Here is a 17,928-nt window from a genome sequence, read left to right on the forward strand (position 1 = left end):
TTTAGTGCGTTGACGGTGATACTAGAGCCCTTTGTGGTTTGGTGAGTGAACCTTAGGGTTTTCGTGACCTTATAATTCTAAAAAAAATTTGTGGTTCTGTGTTTCTGTGAGGTTACGTGTCTACCTGCCATCCGACAGGCACAATGGCAGAACATCGATCCCATAATGAATGTTACATGCACGTTTTTACAGAGACCTTCAAAAAGTTTTTCATGGGAGCGCACAAAGGCGAACAAGGAACACTAAATTTTTTCATATATATGCTAATCTTCAAAAAAGTCCTTTGTGTCCCTTGTTCGCCTTTGTGCGCTTTGTGGTGAAAGCTAGTGGTCCCTTGTGTTCCTTTGTGCTCTAAGTGGTTAAAGATAAGATAAAATTAAAACTATGAATTAATGGGACACACCACTAAGCTGTCCGCATCGATCATCTGCGGAAAGCATTCCTTATAGATGCATTTATCCGGTCTCTTACTCCGGTGAACTGGAACTCTATTAGAAAATAGATCACGCCGATAATTGCAGATATGACGGATATGACAGGTACAAGGTCTTCCATAACAGGCATGTGTATCGACAGGGTATCATAAATATTTTCCGCAGGGCAACTTTATTTTAAAAGATTTTAAATATCTATCAAGCCAACATTGATTGGTCATAATATGGTAGAACTGATACCTGATGTCCATCTTGTCGACGGCTCGGTAGGCTGTAATACGTATTTTCTTGTAGATGAGGACGGTATTACCCTGATCGATACAGGGTTACGGGGGAACGTGGCGAAAATATATGCGAGCCTTAGCAGGATAGGCTACGGCCCGGAGAGCATTAAAAGGATAATCGTTACACATGCGCACCTCGACCATATCAATTGCCTTGCCAGGCTTCGGGAAGATTCGAACGCCAGGATAATGGTAAGCGAGAAAGATGCCGGTATCGTATCAGGCAAAGAGCCGCTCAAGACGCCGAATGGTATAGTGGGGATGATGTTCGGCGTGATCAAGACATATTACAAATACAAGCCTGTTCCGGTTGATGTCGTATTAAAGGACGGGGACGAACTGAACATCCTGGGAGGACTGCAGGTCATTCTTCTGGAGGGACATGAGCCGGGTAACATTGGGCTATACTGCCCCTCGCGAAAGCTTCTCGTTTCCAGCGATAGCATCCGCGTCTCAGAGGATAAGCTTATGGGACCTCATCCCGGATTCACTCCGGACATGAAGGCGGCTATCGATTCAATAAGAAAGATATCCTTACTGGAATTCGATATAATGCTTCCCGGGCACGGCCCCCCTGTACTGTCAAACGCCTCAAAAAAGGTAAGGGAGCTTTGCAGGGAGTTAAAGTGTAAATAGATGATCCAAGGTGTGAATTCTTACTAAGAAAATGGTATCCGCCCCATAAAATTTTTGATCATATCAATATTTACAGACGAGAACGGGAACTTATATCAGATGAAATATTGGCCATAAAATTACCAGTAAGATACCTGTTAAAAGGATATTTTGCCAAATGACCTGCTACATATGAACTATCAAGCTAATGCACCCCTAAAGGATTGGTTTGGATAGGATTCGCTAAAAATAGTGTTTTATTTCTTAAAATCATTCTTTATGCGCTATGAAAACAACTATTATGGTCTTAATCAGCAAAGTATTTATTATACCAGATTACATAATAACTGTTTGAGCGGGTGAATTGCCGTTTTTATAACTGCACAATCCAATCCATCCCCTACCAACCCGCTCACCCTTTAATAATCATCGCGCAGTACAAATAAAATTTTTAAAATCATCATGATCATAATTCATACTTGATCGATTTCTTATCAGGGCAATACACCATAAGACAATAGAAATACCGGAAATATTATGTATAGTCATATGAGCGCCTGCATGATATTGCCATAGATCAACGACCGATGGAAGGAGTGAAGATGAAAGCCAGTGATGATTCCATGACCATAGAGGAGTTCAAGAAATACTACAGGAATAAGCGGGGCATCATATCTTCAGTGAGCGCCTATGACGCTTCCGGTAACAGATGGGTCAAGGCAGAAGAGCTTTTTAAGGGGTCCGGGGCGTATACGCTGATAGTCGTGAAGTTTAAGAATAAGACATTTTTACGCATCACTGTAAAGCCGTCATTAAAGGTCAAGTATAGCCAGTCAAAGCACGGTAGCGTCGGAACATGGAAGTCCATGGGTTTGAACCTGACATATGAGGAAAAAGAATTTTTGACCAAACTCGGAGACAGGGACCTCTCAATAGAAGAGATCGTGAATATCGTCGAAAGCTCATCTTTTGAAGGAAAAGAGGCACTGGCCGGGAAACTTAAAAAAGCCCGCCTCTGACTTAGATAGAAATGAATGACAGGATCAATGTGATTTTTGCCTGTGAATCTTTACTCCCTCTTTAGGAATATTTCAATCGATGAGACCTTTATATTTTCCCCTTTCTCGCTTTTAAGCTCTTCTGTGCCTATTTCGATCTTATCGACAACAACATCCACGAGGAACCTGTTCTTTACGACCTCGGCAGTATCGACTGCCCTGGATATGGCCCTGCCCCTGGCTTTTATAGTGACCTCTTTGGCTCCCTCGTTAAACTGTGTTACAGCTGCAAGCACGTAGTTCATTACTGGCTTGTTTCCGACATAAATCACGTTGTCTTCTGACATTGGGTGTATCCTCCGGATGGAAACTTTGTTTTGCCTTATAGTAATAATGTCTAACTCTAATATAGCATTTTCCCTATACTTTTCTTTTTATATTGTTAGCTTAATTTGGGACACTGAATCAAACACTGATAAAGCTGGCGCAGTACCATAAAAACTCGATCATCATGGCCGGCGATCAAAGATATTTTTCCAGCCTTATTGCCGGCGAATATTTTGATCCGCATGATTTTATGATATTCTCTTTTACTTTTTCATCCGTTATTGTCCCGTCAGGCATTGCCTTTATCAGGATACGGGAAGTATCTCCGGCCATCTTTGTGGCGAAGGCACAGTATACACCTTCTACGTCAAGGAGTTTCCGGGATATCATACGAATGTCAGGAATGATATCTGTGCCGGCGGCTTTTTTAATAGGGCCGATTATACGGGGCACGGTCCTTCCGCAAATATTACAGGTGTCATATACTATGCCGCCCCCTGCAACATCTCCCGTCCTATACCTCAAGAACGTCAATCCTCTGCCGTCGATACAAGTGAAGACCAGCTCACCGCGCTCTCCCGGCCCAACTACCTCGCCGGTCTTTTCATCAACACATTCCCATACGAGCACATCCGGATATGAGTGAAAGCCTGAGCCCTCCGCGCATTCCGGTAACGGGTGTTTGCACTCGGTAAGGGAATACATCTCAAGCATTTCCGGGTTCGCGCCGGCTTCGGAAAAATATCCCCTTATCTTTTCCTTTAGGTCGCTATCAATAGCGTATCCCGACAGGATTATCTTGCGGATACTACCGATCTCCGCCTTTGATCTCGCAGCCTCCCTGGCAAAATAGTAAACATTGAACGGGCTGCCGGCTACGACTGTTGTCTTGAAACGCCTTGCTGCCTCAAGTTCGGCTACAGGGTCCTGCTGGCCCGTAGACATAGAGCATACTCTCATGGATATTGACGTGGAATAATATGCCTGCCAAAAATCCAGGTATTGCCCGTAAGGATATGTGTTCTGATACCGGTCATTCTGAGTCAGCCCGGCACACATCGCCCCTCTTCCGCAAAGCTCTTTAAAGATGTCCACGTCATAGCCTGTGAGATAGATATAATACGGTGAAGTCATCGTCCCCCTGGTCTCGAACATCATTATGGGATGATATTCATCGATCATTTTCCTGGTCACCCGGGGGTTGTCGAGCATGGTATCATAAAAGAAATATTGCATCCTCGAAGTAAGTGACCCGGAGCCTTTTGTCTGGCTTTCCGATGGCGTAAGGACGAATGAGGACGGGTCCTTTGCCACGTCATCCTGGGTCGTGAACGGCAGGAGATGCAGATCTTCGACTCCTGCGATGTCACTTACGTCGATGCCCTGATCCTCGAGCATTCCCCGGTAATGCGCGTGATGAGCTGAGATCTGCACCCTCATCATCGCCCTCAGCTTACGGTTCTGCAGCTCTACGATGCTTTTTTGATCGAGCTTTTCCATATCAGGGTTCCAGTAACGCACCATCAGGACATCCTCATGCACTCTTAGGCTTTAACATAAGAAGTCAATATATGTTTTTATCTAGATACAATAGGCTGGAATAGATAAAAAGAAAGCGGTTAAAATAGTGCCGGTATCATTGCCATAATAGTAGTATATGGGGGTATGTGATAGCAGTACACGGACATGATGCATTTTCATCCCAAAGGCTCAGCGTTTTTTTAAAAATCTTTGAGATCTTTGAGTTATGCTTTGAGCCTTTGGGATGAAAACACATCTGCCCGGTACAGCATTCCTGATCAACGTTATCACCATCGTATCCGGTAATAAAACCGGACGAATTTTGGATATAATGCATAAAGCTTTTCAGCCCATATTTTGCCCGATAATAGTAAATTCTTTAAATAAAGAAGTCTTTTCGGATATTGCCCTAAAATACGCTAAATATACTGGTGAGACACTTGATAAAGGTAAAACAGTCCATAATGGAGATGAAAGAGTACGTTGCTGGAAAAAGCATAGAGGAAGCAGCCAGGTCCTACGGCCTGGACCCAAACAGCATCATTAAACTGGCATCTAACGAAAACTGTATGGGGCCGAGCCCTAAGGCGGTCGATGCGATAAAGGAAGCAGCAGCGAACGTACATATCTATCCCAGCGTGGACGGCGTCGAGCTAAGGGAAGAGATCTCCCGGCGCTATAATATGCCGATAAAGAATGTCGTCGTAGGGGCAGGCATGGACGGCGTTATAGAGACGCTGCTGAGGACGTTCCTGGATAAGGATGACGAGTCGGTCATACCGCTGCCGACGTTCAGCTATTATGAGAACGTCACCAGGTTCTGCAGTGCCGTGCCCGTATACTCAAAGCGGAAGCATGACTACAGCATCGACACTGACGACATCATCGCAAAGGCCGGAGAGCGTACAAGGTTCATATTCATAACTTCGCCCAATAATCCCACAGGCAATATCACGCCAATAGAGGATATAAAAAAGATCGCAGAATCGGTCGACAGCCTTGTGTTCGTCGATGAGGCATATATCGACTTCGCGGGCTCAAGCGCCATAGACCTTGTCAGGAAATACGATAATGTCATCGTCGGGCACACGATGTCCAAGGCATGGGGGCTTGCGGGGCTCAGGATAGGCTATGCGTTCATACCGGAATGGATCTTCAGCCAGTACATGAAGGTCGCGACGCCTTTCAACCTGAGCAACATTTCAATATCCGCGGCTATCGCCGCATTAAATGACGGCGAGCACTATAGAAAGTCAGTAGAGACGATCATTCGCGGCAGAGAACAACTGATGAAAGACCTGCCGTTCAAGGCGCTGCCTTCGGAGGCTAACTTCATACTCATCGACACATCCCCCCTGAAGTCAGGATACGTCGTGGACGAATGCATGAAAAGAGGCATAATCTTAAGGGACTGTGCATCCTTCCGCGGGCTGGGCGATACGTTCGTCCGTATCACTGTCGGCACAAAGGAAGAGAACGAGCGCGTCATCGCAGCATTGAGAGAGATCCGTGATAAAGCATGAAAATAGCCATAACAGGTACGCCAGGCACGGGAAAATCTACAGTATCCGGCTCTGTGGATGATTATCAGGTCATCCGTATCAACGACCTGATAAAAGCCGGATATAACCTTGGCGCGGACGAAGAGAGGGGAGGTGCCCTTATCGCCGACGTGGACAGGCTGTCAGAATACGTAGACGGCTTGAAAGGGGACATCATTCTGGAGGGGCATATATCCCACCTCCTTCCGGTTGATATGGTGATCGTTCTAAGGGCTTCACCGAAGGCTCTTAAAAAGAGGCTTGCGGAGCGAGGCTGGACAGAGGCCAAGATAAGGGAGAACATAGAGGCCGAAGCCCTCGACGTGATCCTGGTGGAAGCTTTATCCTTAAATGAAAAAGTTTATGAAATCGATACGACCAATATGACACCGATGGATGTCAGGGAAGCAGTGCTTGAGATAATCAGGGGCACTGATAAATATAAGGTTGGCAGTGTTGATTTCAGTGAGGAGGCATTCTTCTGACGCTCGATTCCCTCAGGCCGATACTGGTGATGGTTACCGACCCCTTCGTGAACGTTTTTAACGACCATAAGGTGTCGCCCAATACATTATCGTTACTATCTTTGGTATTCGCATTGTTTGCCGGTATATCCTATTACTTTTCAGTAACGAACATAGTTATCCTTTTAGCGGCCCTGGTGTTCGTTCTGCTGAACTCGTTCCTTGACGGCATAGACGGGGCCCTTGCAAGAAGGATGGGATGTGCGTCGAAGTACGGCGATTTTCTCGACCACGTCATCGACAGGTATGCGGATGTATTTATCATCAGCGGGATATTTTTCGGGGGATATGTATCGGAAGGCATCGGAGCCATCGTGATCATCGGCGTACTGCTGGCCAGTTATCTCGGTACGCAGGCACAGGCGGTCGGTATAGGTCGTGTCTATGGAGGGCTCATGGGAAGAGCCGACAGGATGGTCATTATTATGCTGGCTACCTGCATCCAGATCGCCTATCCGCTGCAGATCGGGGCCGGCGGCATCAGTTATTCGGCCCTTGGATGGGCGCTTATTGTGATCGGCATAGCAAGCCACTTCACGGCTATCCAGAGGATCTGGTATACAGGAAGATCCCTTAATGAAAGCCCGAAAAATAAGTGAGCATACATAAAGGTTCTTCTGATCTCTTGATCTTTTAGTTTATTTTTAATGATGCAGGTAGACACGGATTTCACGGATTTCACAGAATCACAAAATTTTGAGAGTCTCTTTATCATATTTGTCAGGCCATAATCGCTACCTGACCAAAATTAGCACGATATACTTATTTTTATAATAAACGTAAAATAAAAAACCCTTTGTTCCGGCAAAATCTCGTTTATAAAGCTTTTCCGTTCCAATAGCGGACATTATTAACCTGAAAAGCCGGAAAAGGATTCATAGATACCTCTTTCGACGTCATCTACGACCATGACAGAGTAATGACCGGCAGGAGATAAATCCAGAACACTATTGGCTTATACAGCGTTCCCCGGGCATAAATTAATAGTAAACAGGCGTGACCCTGTTTACTTATTTTTCTTTATCTTTATGAGATCTCCGAGCGTAAGGGTCTTGCTGTCCGCCCTCCTCTGAGAAGGTTCCGAATCTTCGACGCCCTCGGTAAGCTTGATATCAAGAGCGGCCTCAAGCTTCTTGATCAAAGCGTCCTCCGGCATGAGTTCGCCCCTCTCAAGTTTCCTGATGATGTTCACCTTTTCCTGGATCTTGCTTGCAAGCTCTTCCTGTGACATGTGCCTGGATTCCCTCGCATCTTTGATCACATCCGGATAATCCTCTACCAGTTCGTCTTTCATCTTGTCAAAAATATCTCGTCTTGCCCTGCGGGTTATGGGCTGAGTGCTGGATTCAGAAGGAGCGGTTGCGCCCCTGCGCAGAGATGTCGGAGGCACGCGCCTCTCCACCTCTTTCCCGAAACTCTTACATTTTTCACAGACCTCAAGTTCCGCTCTATCCACGAGTATACGGTGGGATCTCCCGGAAATTTGTGCTCCGCATATTTCACATTGCATACGTATCTGTGTATTAGTGACATGTTTTTATGGATAAATTTTCCGATAAGTCCATAAGATAAGCATATATACCAAGAAAAATAACTAATTAATTGATTCATATGGCAGACGGCTCGGGCGTAGAAATATCCGGAGATGTACCCATAAGCGACTTTTCAAAGTATCTACTTGACAGGGTAAAACAACTCGAAGAACGTAACGTTCGCCTGAAAGAGGAGTTCAGGAAGATCGAGCTTGAAAAAAAGTCAGTAGAGAATAAGAAAGTACAGTATGAGCGTGAGATCCGAAAGCTTACTTCTGAGCTCGACCGGCTCAAAACGCCGCCATTGATAGTCGGCACTGTACTGGACGTCATGGGTAATGGCAAGATGATAATAAAGTCCTCGACTGGGCCGAAGTTCGTTGTCAACTCTTCCCAGTTCATAAACTCAAAAGATGTTTATCCGGGGGCTAAGGTCGCATTGAACCAGCAGTCTCTTGCAGTGATAGAAGTGTTGCCTACGGTCAAGGATCCGACCGTACTGGGAATGGAGGTCATTGACGCCCCGGATGTCGACTATGGCAGCATCGGAGGGCTGGAAGAACAGATAAACGAGCTTAAGGAGACAGTGGAGCTGCCTCTGTTAAAACCCGACCTGTTCGAGAAAATCGGTATCGACCCGCCAAAGGGCGTACTGCTCTACGGGCCTCCCGGCACGGGTAAGACTCTCCTGGCCAAGGCCGTGGCAAACCGCACAAAAGCCTCTTTCATACGCATAATAGGCTCCGAGCTTGTACAGAAATATATCGGCGAAGGCGCACGTATGGTAAGGGAACTCTTTGAGATGGCGAAGGAAAAGTCCCCGTCGATCATATTCATAGATGAGATAGACTCCATCGGAGCAAAGAGGCTGGATAGTATCACTTCCGGGGATAGAGAGGTCCAGCGCACACTGGTCCAGTTGCTTGCGGAGATGGACGGTTTCGACCCGAGAGGCAACGTGAGGATACTTGCGGCCACCAACAGGCCCGACATACTAGACCCGGCGTTAATGAGGCCCGGAAGGTTTGACCGTATGATAAAGGTGCCCATGCCTAACGCGGATGCAAGGCTGGAGATCCTGAAGATCCATACGAGAAAGATGAACCTTGCGGAGGATGTCGACCTAAGGCGCATCGCCATGATCGCCGAGAATTCGAGCGGGGCGGACCTGTCGGCAGTAGTCATGGAAGCAGGCATGTTCGCTATCAGGGCTGAAAGGGATATCGTCAATTCGACTGACTTTAATTCTGCTGTTGCAAAAGTACTTGGAGAGCGGCAGAAGGCAGAAGGCGAGACGGGCGGCGCGGTCATGTTCGCATGATCGCAGCCTGAAATATTTTTCCTTCTTTTTTACAAATTTTTATTATTTGGTCCCATGCTTTTTAAGATGATGCTCTTTGTGTTGCTCCATCAGGATGGCAGGTAGACAAAAAACATCACCCCAAAAAAGCCGAAGAACAAAATGAATTTATCCTGCGCCGGTCTGAAGGATATAATATGCCGGGTTTTTCTAGATCATCCAGAAGGTTTTCATGGGAGCACACAAAAGCAATAAAAGAACCAAAAATAAGAGTATTAAATTATAAGGATAGCATTTGCTCTAAATGTCATTAAGGTTTATACCCGGCAGACAATTATTTTATCAGGCTCTTTTTTGGATCACTGGAGCCATATAATCCTTAATTTCCGGCAGACCCTGGAGACACTCGTTTATCTTAGCATATATGTCGTGTCTCGAGCTAACGATGATGACATGCGCCGGCGGATGGATCCTGCCAAGTACGTCTATAGCGACGCCCGGATCATCGCTTAAAGCTACGATAGCCGCAGCTTTGCATTGTTTTTTAAGAGGTACCTTCATGACATTCATCAATATCCTATCCGCTGAATCCGGTCTCAACTCTTTTGGGGATGAGGTGAATGTCAGTCCGCCGTGCCTCTGTAGATCCGATAGCGCAGTGTTTAACTTCGCCGGGTCATCAGCCCTAATAACAGCAAATGATTCCATTTTTATCCCTTGCTCTAAAAGCATAAATTGTATAGTAATAGGACATAATAAACATATCTATTGACAGGGTAAATATCGTATACGGATTTATTGCCCGCAATGTATGTTGTAGCGATCTTTACCGGATAACGCATCTTTATTTATCTGCAGGATACAATTATAAATGTATGAATACCGGAAAAGACATCGAACTTGCTGCTACGATAATCAAAAAGGGAGGCGTAATAGCTTATCCGACCGAGACGGTGTATGGCATAGGAGCACTGGCGACCGATGAAAATGCCATTAAAAAGGTTTTTGAGATCAAGAAAAGACCGTTATCACAGCCCCTGTCTATTGCGGTATCAAGCATAGACATGTTAGACAGTGTCGCGCGCATTGAATGTAAAGACTTTATAGAAAAGTTCCTTCCGGGCCCTGTGACAGTCATACTTAAAAAAAGAGATGTGCTTCCGGACATACTGACCTCCGGCTCCGGATATGTCGGAATAAGATTCCCGGACCATCCGGTGGCAATTGACCTGATAAGAAGGACCGGCCCGATAGTCTCTACAAGCGCCAACATCCATGGTGAAAAAGACACGGTCTCAGCAGACGAGATAACCGTCGATGTTGATTATATCCTGGACGGCGGAAGATCAAAGTATAGCGGCCCTTCCACTATCGTGGATCTGCATGAGTACAGGATCGTGAGAAAGGGAGTCCAGTATGAGGAAGTCCGCAGGTATATGTATGGCTGCGGATGTGCGACAGAGGAGTAGACCCCAAAAATAAAATTTATTTTTATAAGCAGAGATAAGAGGAAAATTTAAAATACCCAAATTTTTTCTAATAAATAAGTTTGTGCTGTCCCATGAAAAACTTTTTGACGGTCATGAAATATCCGGGCAGATAATATCCCTTCAAAAAAGCAGACCATAAATACATTTGTTCTTCGGCTTTTTTGAGATGATGTCTTTTGTGTTGTTCTTTTCGGATGGCAGGTAGACAACTAACCTCACAAAAACACGGAAACATAAAAATTTTTAAATGATCGGGGTAGTACCATACGTTTTCTCATCCTTAAAACCCGAATAAGAACCCGCTCATAAAAGATTTCGTGATCCTTTTGTATATTAATATCCATAGGGTCACGGAAGCCTTTAAAGTACAAATTTCACGAAAAATGGACAGGTAAAAAAGATAGACCTAGATAGCTATATCGCCTCGTTCTCCGGTCCTGATGCGGATGGATTCCTCTACGGGTATGACAAATATCTTTCCATCCCCAACATTACCGGTGTGTGCCGATTCCAGTATCACGGAAATTACCTTTTCAACTTCATCGTCTTTAACTACAAGCTCGATCTTTATTTTCGGAAGCATGTCAACCCTGTACTCGCTCCCTCTCCACTGTTGCGTTACCCCTTTCTGTCTTCCCCTTCCCTTGATGTCAGTAACAGTCATTCCCAGGAAATTTTCGCTTTCAAGGGCCATTTTAACACGCTCGAACACCCCTGGCCGGATTATAGCTTCGATCTTTTTCATTGCAATCATTCTCGGATACTTATTTGAAATGATGATAAAATCCCTTTATACAGACGATCATTTCATGTCCCTAAGGATACAAAGGTTTTTCACGATAGTATATAATCATAACGTTTTATTGATGAAGCCGATTTCCGCTACTATTTATATTACCTGAATACAATATTTATTCCCGGCCTGATAAGATGCACGTAAACCTGCCAGAAGAAGCCCTTCGGTCTTACGAAGAGGCGGGCAATATCCTTAAAGATATTAAAAGAAAGCTTTACGGCCAGATCAAGGATGGCGTAAAGCTGCTTGACATAGCGGAGCTGGTCGAGGGCGAGATCAGGGCATGCGGAGGGACCCCGGCCTTTCCCTGCAATATTTCCATAAACGAGATCGCATCACATTACACTCCATCAAATAGCGATAAATGGAAATTTTCTCGAGGAGATATTGTGAAGATAGACATTGGCGCATATGTCGACGGGTATATAGCCGACTCGGCGTTTACCATGGAGGTAGAAACCGATGAAAACTCCGATTTCATCCGCGTAGTAGAAAAAACGCTTGATGAAGCTCTGAAGTCGATAAAGCCGGGCGTTTATACATGCGACATAGGGCGTATCATACATGATACGGCGGCATCGGAAGGGTACAACGTATTAAAGGAGCTTTTCGGCCATAACCTGACACGATATGCCCTTCACGGCGGAGTGACAATACCTAACTATGATGATAATAAGAAGGGAAAGGTACGTGAAGGCGATGTTTTAGCGATAGAGCCTTTCATAACGGCCGGTACGGGAAAAATAGTCCGGAAGGCAGGCGGCAATATCTATCAGATGATAAGGGAAAATCCGATATATCCTGCGACAGAGGAAGAAAGAGAACTGTTAAAAGAGATCTCAAAAAAATTCGGTAGCCTGCCATTCGCAGAACGCTGGCTGTCGAACGTATCCGGGCTGGAAGGGTTAGTGAGGTCGGCATCGGTACGAAGTTACCCGGTACTTATTTCCTCCGACCGAAAGATAGTCGCACAGTCAGAACATACAGTGATCGTTGAAAGCGAGGGATGCAGAGTAATAACATAAAGGGTGTTATCATGTTTAGTGTCAGACTGAGAGATTTTATTGAGACACGAGAACACTGGTTATTTTCAGTAGTCGATTATTATGATGAAGAAGGTATCAGGTGCCTGTTGAGATATGTGCCGTCCCCTGACGGAGAGCGGGAGAAGGATGGCATCAGGTATAAAAAGATGGGTTTTGATGAGGCCTACGAATTCATGAAAAGGGAAAAGCCTGAGTATGTGAAGGGAGTGATGGTAGTCCCGCACGAGGATGTCACGACCCACTACAAGCCACATGATGGCCTTATGAACATCATTAAGACCGACGAGAGAGTTAAAAAGATGGTAAACGCTTTACCGGGGATCGAACTTTGCGATATGGGGATAACAGGCTCTAAGCTCGTGGGGCTGGGAGCGGATACTTCCGACGTTGATTTCCTTGTCTACGGAAAAAGCTGGTTCAAAGCCAGGGATCTTCTAAAAAAGGCCATAGATGAAGGCCGGATCGAAGGCATAGACGCGGAAGGATGGAAAAAGATCTATAATAAGAGAAAGCCGGAATTGAGCTTTGACGAGTTTTATGTCCACGAGAAACGCAAAGGCAACAGGTGCCTGTTAAACGGTGCCCTGACAGACCTTTTATTCGTAAGGGACTGGGATCAGATCGGACCAAGGATACCCATAGGAAACGACCTTGGCACCGCCACGATCACCGCCACCGTGACAAACTCGGATTTCGCATTTGATAGCCCGGCGATATACGAGATAGACAATCCGGAGATCTCCAGGGTACTGTCCTTTACGCATACATATGCCGGACAGGCACTCGCGGGGGAAATGATCGAGGCAAGAGGCCGCGTAGAAGAGAGCTCGGATGGTAAAGTACTGGTCGTCGGCACGTCCAGAGAACCAAAAGGCGAATGGATAAAGTCTCTTACTCTTCTGGGGCAATAAGCCCCGATACCTTTTTTAAACTTAACGCATATCATATAATATGCAAAAAATTGAAAATAAGTATGTGCGAATATCTGACATAACAGGACTGCTATATTGCCCTCGAGCCCTGTATTTCAGGCTCAGAAGGGTCTCGGATCCGGGTATAAAACCCGCAGAGATCCGCGCAGAGATGTTCAGGCTCATATCATCCCATTTACCGGACGTATTACAAACGACCGATATTGAGAACGTAAGAAATGCGATAGATTCTGCATGTGATGATGCCTCTGTCATCTATGACAGATACCCGGATATTATAAGCAATGTGCGTACTGAAGCATATGAAAGGATAGAGGATATAGCGTCCGGCCTAAAAAACGAGTGCGAGAAAAACGGGCGAGAAAGTGTAATGAGTATACTGATACCCCGCTTTGAAAGGATCATGGTATTTTCTGACAGGCTTTCTATTTCAGGCGTCATAGATAAGGTATCGAATATCGATGGAAAGTTGATACCGGTAGTCGTAAGCGCATCATCCCCTCCGGATAATGGCATATATGGCCCGGACAGAGTCAGGCTGGCAGCTTATGCGTTACTATTATCCGAAAGATGCGGCGAGGAAATAGGACAGGGCGCGGTTGAATATGTCCGGGGATGGACGATAAGGTACACGGATATTAAAAATAACGATATAAGAGCTGTAATATCTGCAAGGAACAAGGTCAAAAAGATAAGGGAAGGGCATATGCCTTCTGAGAATACGGGAAAAAAATGTGCGAATTGCGAATATAGCTCTTCCTGCAAGGTAAAAGTATCGTTCCTTGACAGCCTTTTTAAAAATTTGTGAAAATATTAAAGATTAAATTGATGTCTAACCCTGATCGGAGACATTTGGCTGCAAATACTCCAGGGTGGAGTATTTTCTAAGCAGGTTCAGCTTGACCGACAGGTTATAATCGGATAAGTTCGCCAGGGTGACGTTAAGCTTATCATCCTTCTTATCAGGCTTGACCTTATCGGCTTTATCTTTGTCTTTTTCTTCCTTGTCCTTATCAAGTTTTACGATTATCTTGTCATTGGCCGATTTCGACAGGTTTTGGGCGAAAGACGCGGTACCCTCGAGATTTAAGAGTATTGGCGTAAGGTCCGGTATGGTCAGGTTCTTATTCTTATCCATCAGGCTCTTAACGTTCTCTTTAAGCTTATTCGAGGACTGGGAGATCTTGAAAATGCTCTTATTGGTCTCCTGTAACATCAGGGTGAACTGTTCGCCTGAAATGCTGCCATTATTGTTTTCCTGAACAAGAGCGTTTATGAGTCCCTCTTTTTTCTTTGCGCTCTCCTTTAACTCATTTGCCCTTTCGTTGATCAGCCCCGCCTGTTTTTGTGAGTCTGATCTGGCTTTTTCCATCTTATACTCGAAGATCCTGTCCTTAAGGTCTTCTTCATGGGAAGACATAGTATCCTGGATCACGAGCAGGACCGGTAAAAACGCCGGCTGCCCTGTGCCGGACATGTTGCCGTCAGCAGATATGTCAGGGATCACAGGTATGCCCTGCATACAAGAGGCCTGGCCCGAGGTCACGGTGAGCATAATAGTTATAGCTAACAGTAAAAATGAGTAGCCAAACAACTTTTTACCGAAGATTATATATGATTGCGACATATGCTGACTTACCCTTAGTCTTTAATCATTATCTTATAACATTATAAAGGCTTTGAAAATTATGGTATATTTAAACTTATAATTATCGGCTATTACTGTTTATTAAGGTTTATCTACGTATAGTTTTGTTAATAATAAATGATGTGGAAATTATTAGGAAAATAAAGGGCTATAAGAGTGCTGATATGTAGCATAAGGAATTAATAAATAATCATAGCCACATATTATAATGGGTAGATAGTTATGGAATTAGGCCTATTGATAATAGTGATCGGTGCGCTGATGCTTATAGCTGAAGCGCTCATGCCAGGCTACTTTATTGTTGTGCCGGGCACCATACTGGTCATAATCGGAGGTTTGTTGATAATATCCCCCGGATTAGTGACAAGCCCTCTGGGTATCATACTGTTAATACTTATAACAGTATTTGTAAGCGGTATTACGATCTCGTTCTATAAGCGGCTCGCGCCGGGACAGATACCCTCCACGACAAGCATGGACACCCTGGTAGGCAAAAAAGGCAAAGTGATCAGGGACGTCGAGCCTAATACGATAGACGGAAAAGTGAAGATAGACGAGCAGATATGGAGCGCCACTTCGGATTACAAAATATCCTCAGGAGAAAATGTGGTCGTGACAAAGACATCCGGCGTACATGTGTTCGTCAGCAAGGAGAGATGATCATGGCATTATTTGATACATTTTTAATAGTGATGGCAATATTCCTGATGGCCGTTATTATAATAATATTGATATCGGGCATCAGGATCATACAGCCATACCAGCAGGGCCTGTGGATATTGCTCGGACAGTATAGAGGCAGGTTAAACCCGGGTTTCAACTGGGTCCTTCCGCTGGTCAGTAACGTAATAAAGATGGACCTCAGGACACAGGTGCTGGACATCCCGAAACAGGAGGTCATCACCAAGGATAACTCGCCGACCAACGTCGATGCGATAGTATATATCAAGGTAGTGGACCCGGAAAAAGCGTTCTTCGAGGTCACAAACTACCATATAGCGACCATAGCCCTTGCCCAGACGACCCTCAGGAGTATCATCGGTGACATGGAGCTCGATGAGATACTATACAACAGGGAAGTAATTAATAACAAGCTAAGGGACATCCTTGACAAGGCCACAGACGGATGGGGAGTGAAAGTAGAGGCAGTCGAGATAAGAGAGGTGGACCCGGTCGGTACTGTTAAGGCGGCAATGGAGGAGCAGACCTCTGCCGAAAGACGCAGGCGTGCGGCAATATTGCTCGCAGACGGTAACAAGCGTTCTGCGATCCTTGAAGCGGAGGGCGCGAAACAATCCATGATCCTGAAGGCCGAAGGTACCAGGCAATCAAAGATACTTGAGGCAGAAGGTTCGAGAGTCTCAAAGATCCTGGAGATGCAGGGACAGTCTCAGGCATTAAGGCTTCTTTCATTAGGCGCAGTGCCGCTGGACAAAAAGGCTCTTACAGTGCTCTCCCTGGATACTCTCGCCAAGATGTCAAACGGGCAGGCAACGAAGATCATATTCCCCTTCGAGATATCCAAGCTTGTCGAACAGTCCGCAAAGTACCTGGGAGCTTCCGAGGAATTTGTGTCTGAGATAGGTAAAGAGACAGATATTGAGAAGCTTGTCGGAAAGCCGGACGATGTCCTCGGCAGGATACCCAACCCGGATGAGCTGAGATCAGAGGTCCAGAGCATCGAGTCACAGCTGAAAAAAGACCTCATAGAGACGACCAAAACGGCAAAAGATGTTAGGAAGATGCCGAAGGTCGAAGGAATTAACGAGATCGAAGATCTTAAATAACCTGAAGATACGAGCAGAGCAATTCTCTGCTCTGGCTTTTTTATTTTTTGCACGGATTATTATTTTTAAGTCATACTGTGTAGTCTCTATGGTGGACTGAAATGTATCGTATGGGATCCCGGCCGCAAGTCGGAGAAAAAGCGCCTGGCTTTATCCTGAGAGATTGCCTCGGAGAGGACATCGGATTATCGGAATATAAGGGAAAAAGGAATGTCATTCTTGCATTTTACAGAGGGCAGTCGGATAAGTATAGTATGGAGTGGTTATCGCAGCTAAGGGACGATTACATCGCCTTCAGGGGCATGGATACGGAAGTCCTGGCAGTCGGCCCGGACAATATTGAGAACACGCTCAACATCGGCGGGAGATACGACATACCGTTCAAGCTTCTGTGCGATCCCGGGCTCGAGGTCGTAAGACAGTACGGGGTCTATGACGACATTATGGATAATGCGATGACGTCCGCATTCCTGATCGACATGGAAGGGATCATAAGATATATGTATGTCGGCAAGGTGCCGCAGGATGTTCCTTCAAACGTCGAGCTGATAAAACATCTTCGCGATGTTATTTCCGAATAGTAGCGGAGAATCATATATGTATAAGAAGGATATTCCGGAAGAAACGGCCGGCATGGAAGGCTACAGGGCAAATATAGGCTACAGGGCGCCCGACTTTAAGCTAAAAAATGAAAATGGCAGCCAGGTATCGTTTCATGACTGGAGAGAGGACATGCAGGCAGTCCTTGTATTCATAAAAGCGGTCGATGACAGGCATACGAGAGAACTTTTAATATACCTGAAAGATGACGCGGAAAGGATCGAGAGCCGGGAGGGGCGCATAATCGCAGTATCTTACGGCAACGTGAGATTCAACAAGAGGCTTGTTAAGGAACTGGACCTGCCGTTCCATATCCTCAGCGACGAGGGCTGCGACGTCATAAAGACGTACGGGATATTTAACGAGTATGATAAGCTCGTTGGTCCTGCAATATTCGTCATCAACAAAGGCGGTATCATACGGTATATCTATACGGCAAGCAACCCGGAGGACGTGCCTGAGGATACTGATATACTTGCGGCGCTTCAGGGAATAGTATCGCCGATAATGACAGAGCACGTTTAAAGGCTGAAGGCCCTTTTGTCCGGGAAAG

Annotated in this window: 21 protein-coding genes; 14 read left to right on the top strand and 7 right to left on the bottom strand. The window is 45.5% G+C overall.

All coding sequences use genetic code 11. The annotated features are described in order from the left end of the window. Window positions 1–423: 423 nt before the first annotated feature. Complete coding sequence (locus CUJ83_RS15595) at window positions 424–555, bottom strand: hypothetical protein (RefSeq protein ID WP_255668273.1); 132 nt, start codon at window positions 553–555, stop codon at window positions 424–426. 103 nt (window positions 556–658) lie between these two features. On the opposite strand from CUJ83_RS15595, the gene CUJ83_RS01055 reads away from it, so the two are divergent. Both CUJ83_RS01055 and CUJ83_RS01060 read left to right on the top strand, forming a co-directional pair. Further along, the gene (locus tag CUJ83_RS01055; RefSeq protein WP_230739590.1) at window positions 659–1,354 is read left to right on the top strand and encodes an MBL fold metallo-hydrolase; all 696 of its coding nucleotides are present in this window, start codon (window positions 659–661) and stop codon (window positions 1,352–1,354) included. 581 nt (window positions 1,355–1,935) lie between these two features. Continuing rightward, the gene (locus tag CUJ83_RS01060) at window positions 1,936–2,352 is read left to right on the top strand and encodes a hypothetical protein (protein ID WP_230739592.1); all 417 of its coding nucleotides are present in this window, start codon (window positions 1,936–1,938) and stop codon (window positions 2,350–2,352) included. A 50-nt stretch (window positions 2,353–2,402) separates the two neighbouring features. Here the strand turns inward: CUJ83_RS01060 and albA are convergent, their stop codons facing one another. After that, a complete protein-coding gene (albA, locus tag CUJ83_RS01065) occupies window positions 2,403–2,678 on the bottom strand; it encodes a DNA-binding protein Alba (protein WP_230739594.1) in 276 nt (91 codons plus the stop codon). Between the two features lie 175 nt (window positions 2,679–2,853). Beyond that, window positions 2,854–4,200, bottom strand: coding sequence for a phenylacetate--CoA ligase family protein (locus tag CUJ83_RS15845; RefSeq protein ID WP_230739596.1), 1,347 nt, complete (start codon window positions 4,198–4,200; stop codon window positions 2,854–2,856). 410 nt (window positions 4,201–4,610) lie between these two features. Here CUJ83_RS15845 and hisC point away from each other — a divergent pair, with 410 nt between their 5' ends. From hisC to CUJ83_RS01085, 3 genes are read left to right on the top strand one after another with little or no spacing between them, the layout of a single operon-like run. Next, window positions 4,611–5,702, top strand: a complete 1,092-nt coding sequence (hisC, locus tag CUJ83_RS01075) for a histidinol-phosphate transaminase (RefSeq protein ID WP_230739598.1) — start codon at window positions 4,611–4,613, stop codon at window positions 5,700–5,702. Beyond that, window positions 5,699–6,205 (top strand): adenylate kinase family protein, encoded by a 507-nt coding sequence (locus CUJ83_RS01080; RefSeq protein WP_230739600.1) that lies wholly within the window; start codon window positions 5,699–5,701, stop codon window positions 6,203–6,205. Before hisC ends, CUJ83_RS01080 begins: the two co-directional genes overlap by 4 nt. A gap of 29 nt (window positions 6,206–6,234) precedes the next feature. Beyond that, window positions 6,235–6,843 (top strand): CDP-alcohol phosphatidyltransferase family protein, encoded by a 609-nt coding sequence (locus CUJ83_RS01085; RefSeq protein ID WP_230739602.1) that lies wholly within the window; start codon window positions 6,235–6,237, stop codon window positions 6,841–6,843. Between the two features lie 407 nt (window positions 6,844–7,250). Here CUJ83_RS01085 and CUJ83_RS01090 read toward each other — a convergent pair whose 3' ends face one another. Beyond that, the gene (locus tag CUJ83_RS01090; protein WP_230739604.1) at window positions 7,251–7,754 is read right to left on the bottom strand and encodes a multiprotein bridging factor aMBF1; all 504 of its coding nucleotides are present in this window, start codon (window positions 7,752–7,754) and stop codon (window positions 7,251–7,253) included. A gap of 101 nt (window positions 7,755–7,855) precedes the next feature. On the opposite strand from CUJ83_RS01090, the gene CUJ83_RS01095 reads away from it, so the two are divergent. After that, window positions 7,856–9,097, top strand: coding sequence for a proteasome-activating nucleotidase (locus tag CUJ83_RS01095; protein WP_230739606.1), 1,242 nt, complete (start codon window positions 7,856–7,858; stop codon window positions 9,095–9,097). 321 nt (window positions 9,098–9,418) lie between these two features. Here the strand turns inward: CUJ83_RS01095 and CUJ83_RS01100 are convergent, their stop codons facing one another. Then, window positions 9,419–9,784, bottom strand: coding sequence for a DUF356 domain-containing protein (locus CUJ83_RS01100; protein ID WP_230739608.1), 366 nt, complete (start codon window positions 9,782–9,784; stop codon window positions 9,419–9,421). A 167-nt stretch (window positions 9,785–9,951) separates the two neighbouring features. On the opposite strand from CUJ83_RS01100, the gene CUJ83_RS01105 reads away from it, so the two are divergent. Further along, on the top strand, window positions 9,952–10,545 hold the full coding sequence (locus CUJ83_RS01105) for an L-threonylcarbamoyladenylate synthase (protein WP_230739610.1): 594 nt from the start codon (window positions 9,952–9,954) through the stop codon (window positions 10,543–10,545). A 427-nt stretch (window positions 10,546–10,972) separates the two neighbouring features. Here the strand turns inward: CUJ83_RS01105 and CUJ83_RS01110 are convergent, their stop codons facing one another. After that, window positions 10,973–11,311 carry a P-II family nitrogen regulator gene (locus tag CUJ83_RS01110; RefSeq protein ID WP_230739626.1) on the bottom strand — a complete coding sequence of 113 codons (339 nt, stop codon included), beginning with the start codon at window positions 11,309–11,311 and terminating at the stop codon, window positions 10,973–10,975. 185 nt (window positions 11,312–11,496) lie between these two features. On the opposite strand from CUJ83_RS01110, the gene map reads away from it, so the two are divergent. The 3 genes from map to CUJ83_RS01125 are packed head-to-tail and all read left to right on the top strand — an operon-like array spanning window position 11,497 to window position 14,148. Next, a complete protein-coding gene (gene map, locus CUJ83_RS01115; RefSeq protein ID WP_230739628.1) occupies window positions 11,497–12,387 on the top strand; it encodes a type II methionyl aminopeptidase in 891 nt (296 codons plus the stop codon). An 11-nt stretch (window positions 12,388–12,398) separates the two neighbouring features. Next, window positions 12,399–13,319, top strand: coding sequence for a DNA polymerase subunit beta (locus CUJ83_RS01120; protein ID WP_230739630.1), 921 nt, complete (start codon window positions 12,399–12,401; stop codon window positions 13,317–13,319). A gap of 40 nt (window positions 13,320–13,359) precedes the next feature. Continuing rightward, the gene (locus CUJ83_RS01125; protein ID WP_230739631.1) at window positions 13,360–14,148 is read left to right on the top strand and encodes a CRISPR-associated protein Cas4; all 789 of its coding nucleotides are present in this window, start codon (window positions 13,360–13,362) and stop codon (window positions 14,146–14,148) included. A gap of 24 nt (window positions 14,149–14,172) precedes the next feature. Here CUJ83_RS01125 and CUJ83_RS01130 read toward each other — a convergent pair whose 3' ends face one another. Continuing rightward, a complete protein-coding gene (locus CUJ83_RS01130; RefSeq protein WP_230739633.1) occupies window positions 14,173–14,967 on the bottom strand; it encodes a hypothetical protein in 795 nt (264 codons plus the stop codon). 243 nt (window positions 14,968–15,210) lie between these two features. On the opposite strand from CUJ83_RS01130, the gene CUJ83_RS01135 reads away from it, so the two are divergent. The 4 genes from CUJ83_RS01135 (at window position 15,211) to CUJ83_RS01150 (ending at window position 17,900) form a co-directional block, all read left to right on the top strand. Beyond that, entirely contained in the window at window positions 15,211–15,648 is a 438-nt protein-coding gene (locus CUJ83_RS01135) for an NfeD family protein (RefSeq protein WP_230739635.1), read from the top strand. A gap of 2 nt (window positions 15,649–15,650) precedes the next feature. Beyond that, window positions 15,651–16,775: an SPFH domain-containing protein gene (locus CUJ83_RS01140; RefSeq protein ID WP_230739637.1), complete on the top strand. Its 1,125-nt coding sequence runs from the start codon at window positions 15,651–15,653 to the stop codon at window positions 16,773–16,775. A 101-nt stretch (window positions 16,776–16,876) separates the two neighbouring features. Further along, window positions 16,877–17,356, top strand: coding sequence for a peroxiredoxin family protein (locus tag CUJ83_RS01145; RefSeq protein WP_230739639.1), 480 nt, complete (start codon window positions 16,877–16,879; stop codon window positions 17,354–17,356). A 16-nt stretch (window positions 17,357–17,372) separates the two neighbouring features. Then, window positions 17,373–17,900 (top strand): peroxiredoxin family protein, encoded by a 528-nt coding sequence (locus CUJ83_RS01150; RefSeq protein ID WP_230739641.1) that lies wholly within the window; start codon window positions 17,373–17,375, stop codon window positions 17,898–17,900. The last annotated feature ends 28 nt before the right edge of the window (window positions 17,901–17,928 follow it).

It is taken from the genome of Methanooceanicella nereidis (assembly GCF_021023085.1).
GTDB lineage: Archaea > Halobacteriota > Methanocellia > Methanocellales > Methanocellaceae > Methanooceanicella > Methanooceanicella nereidis.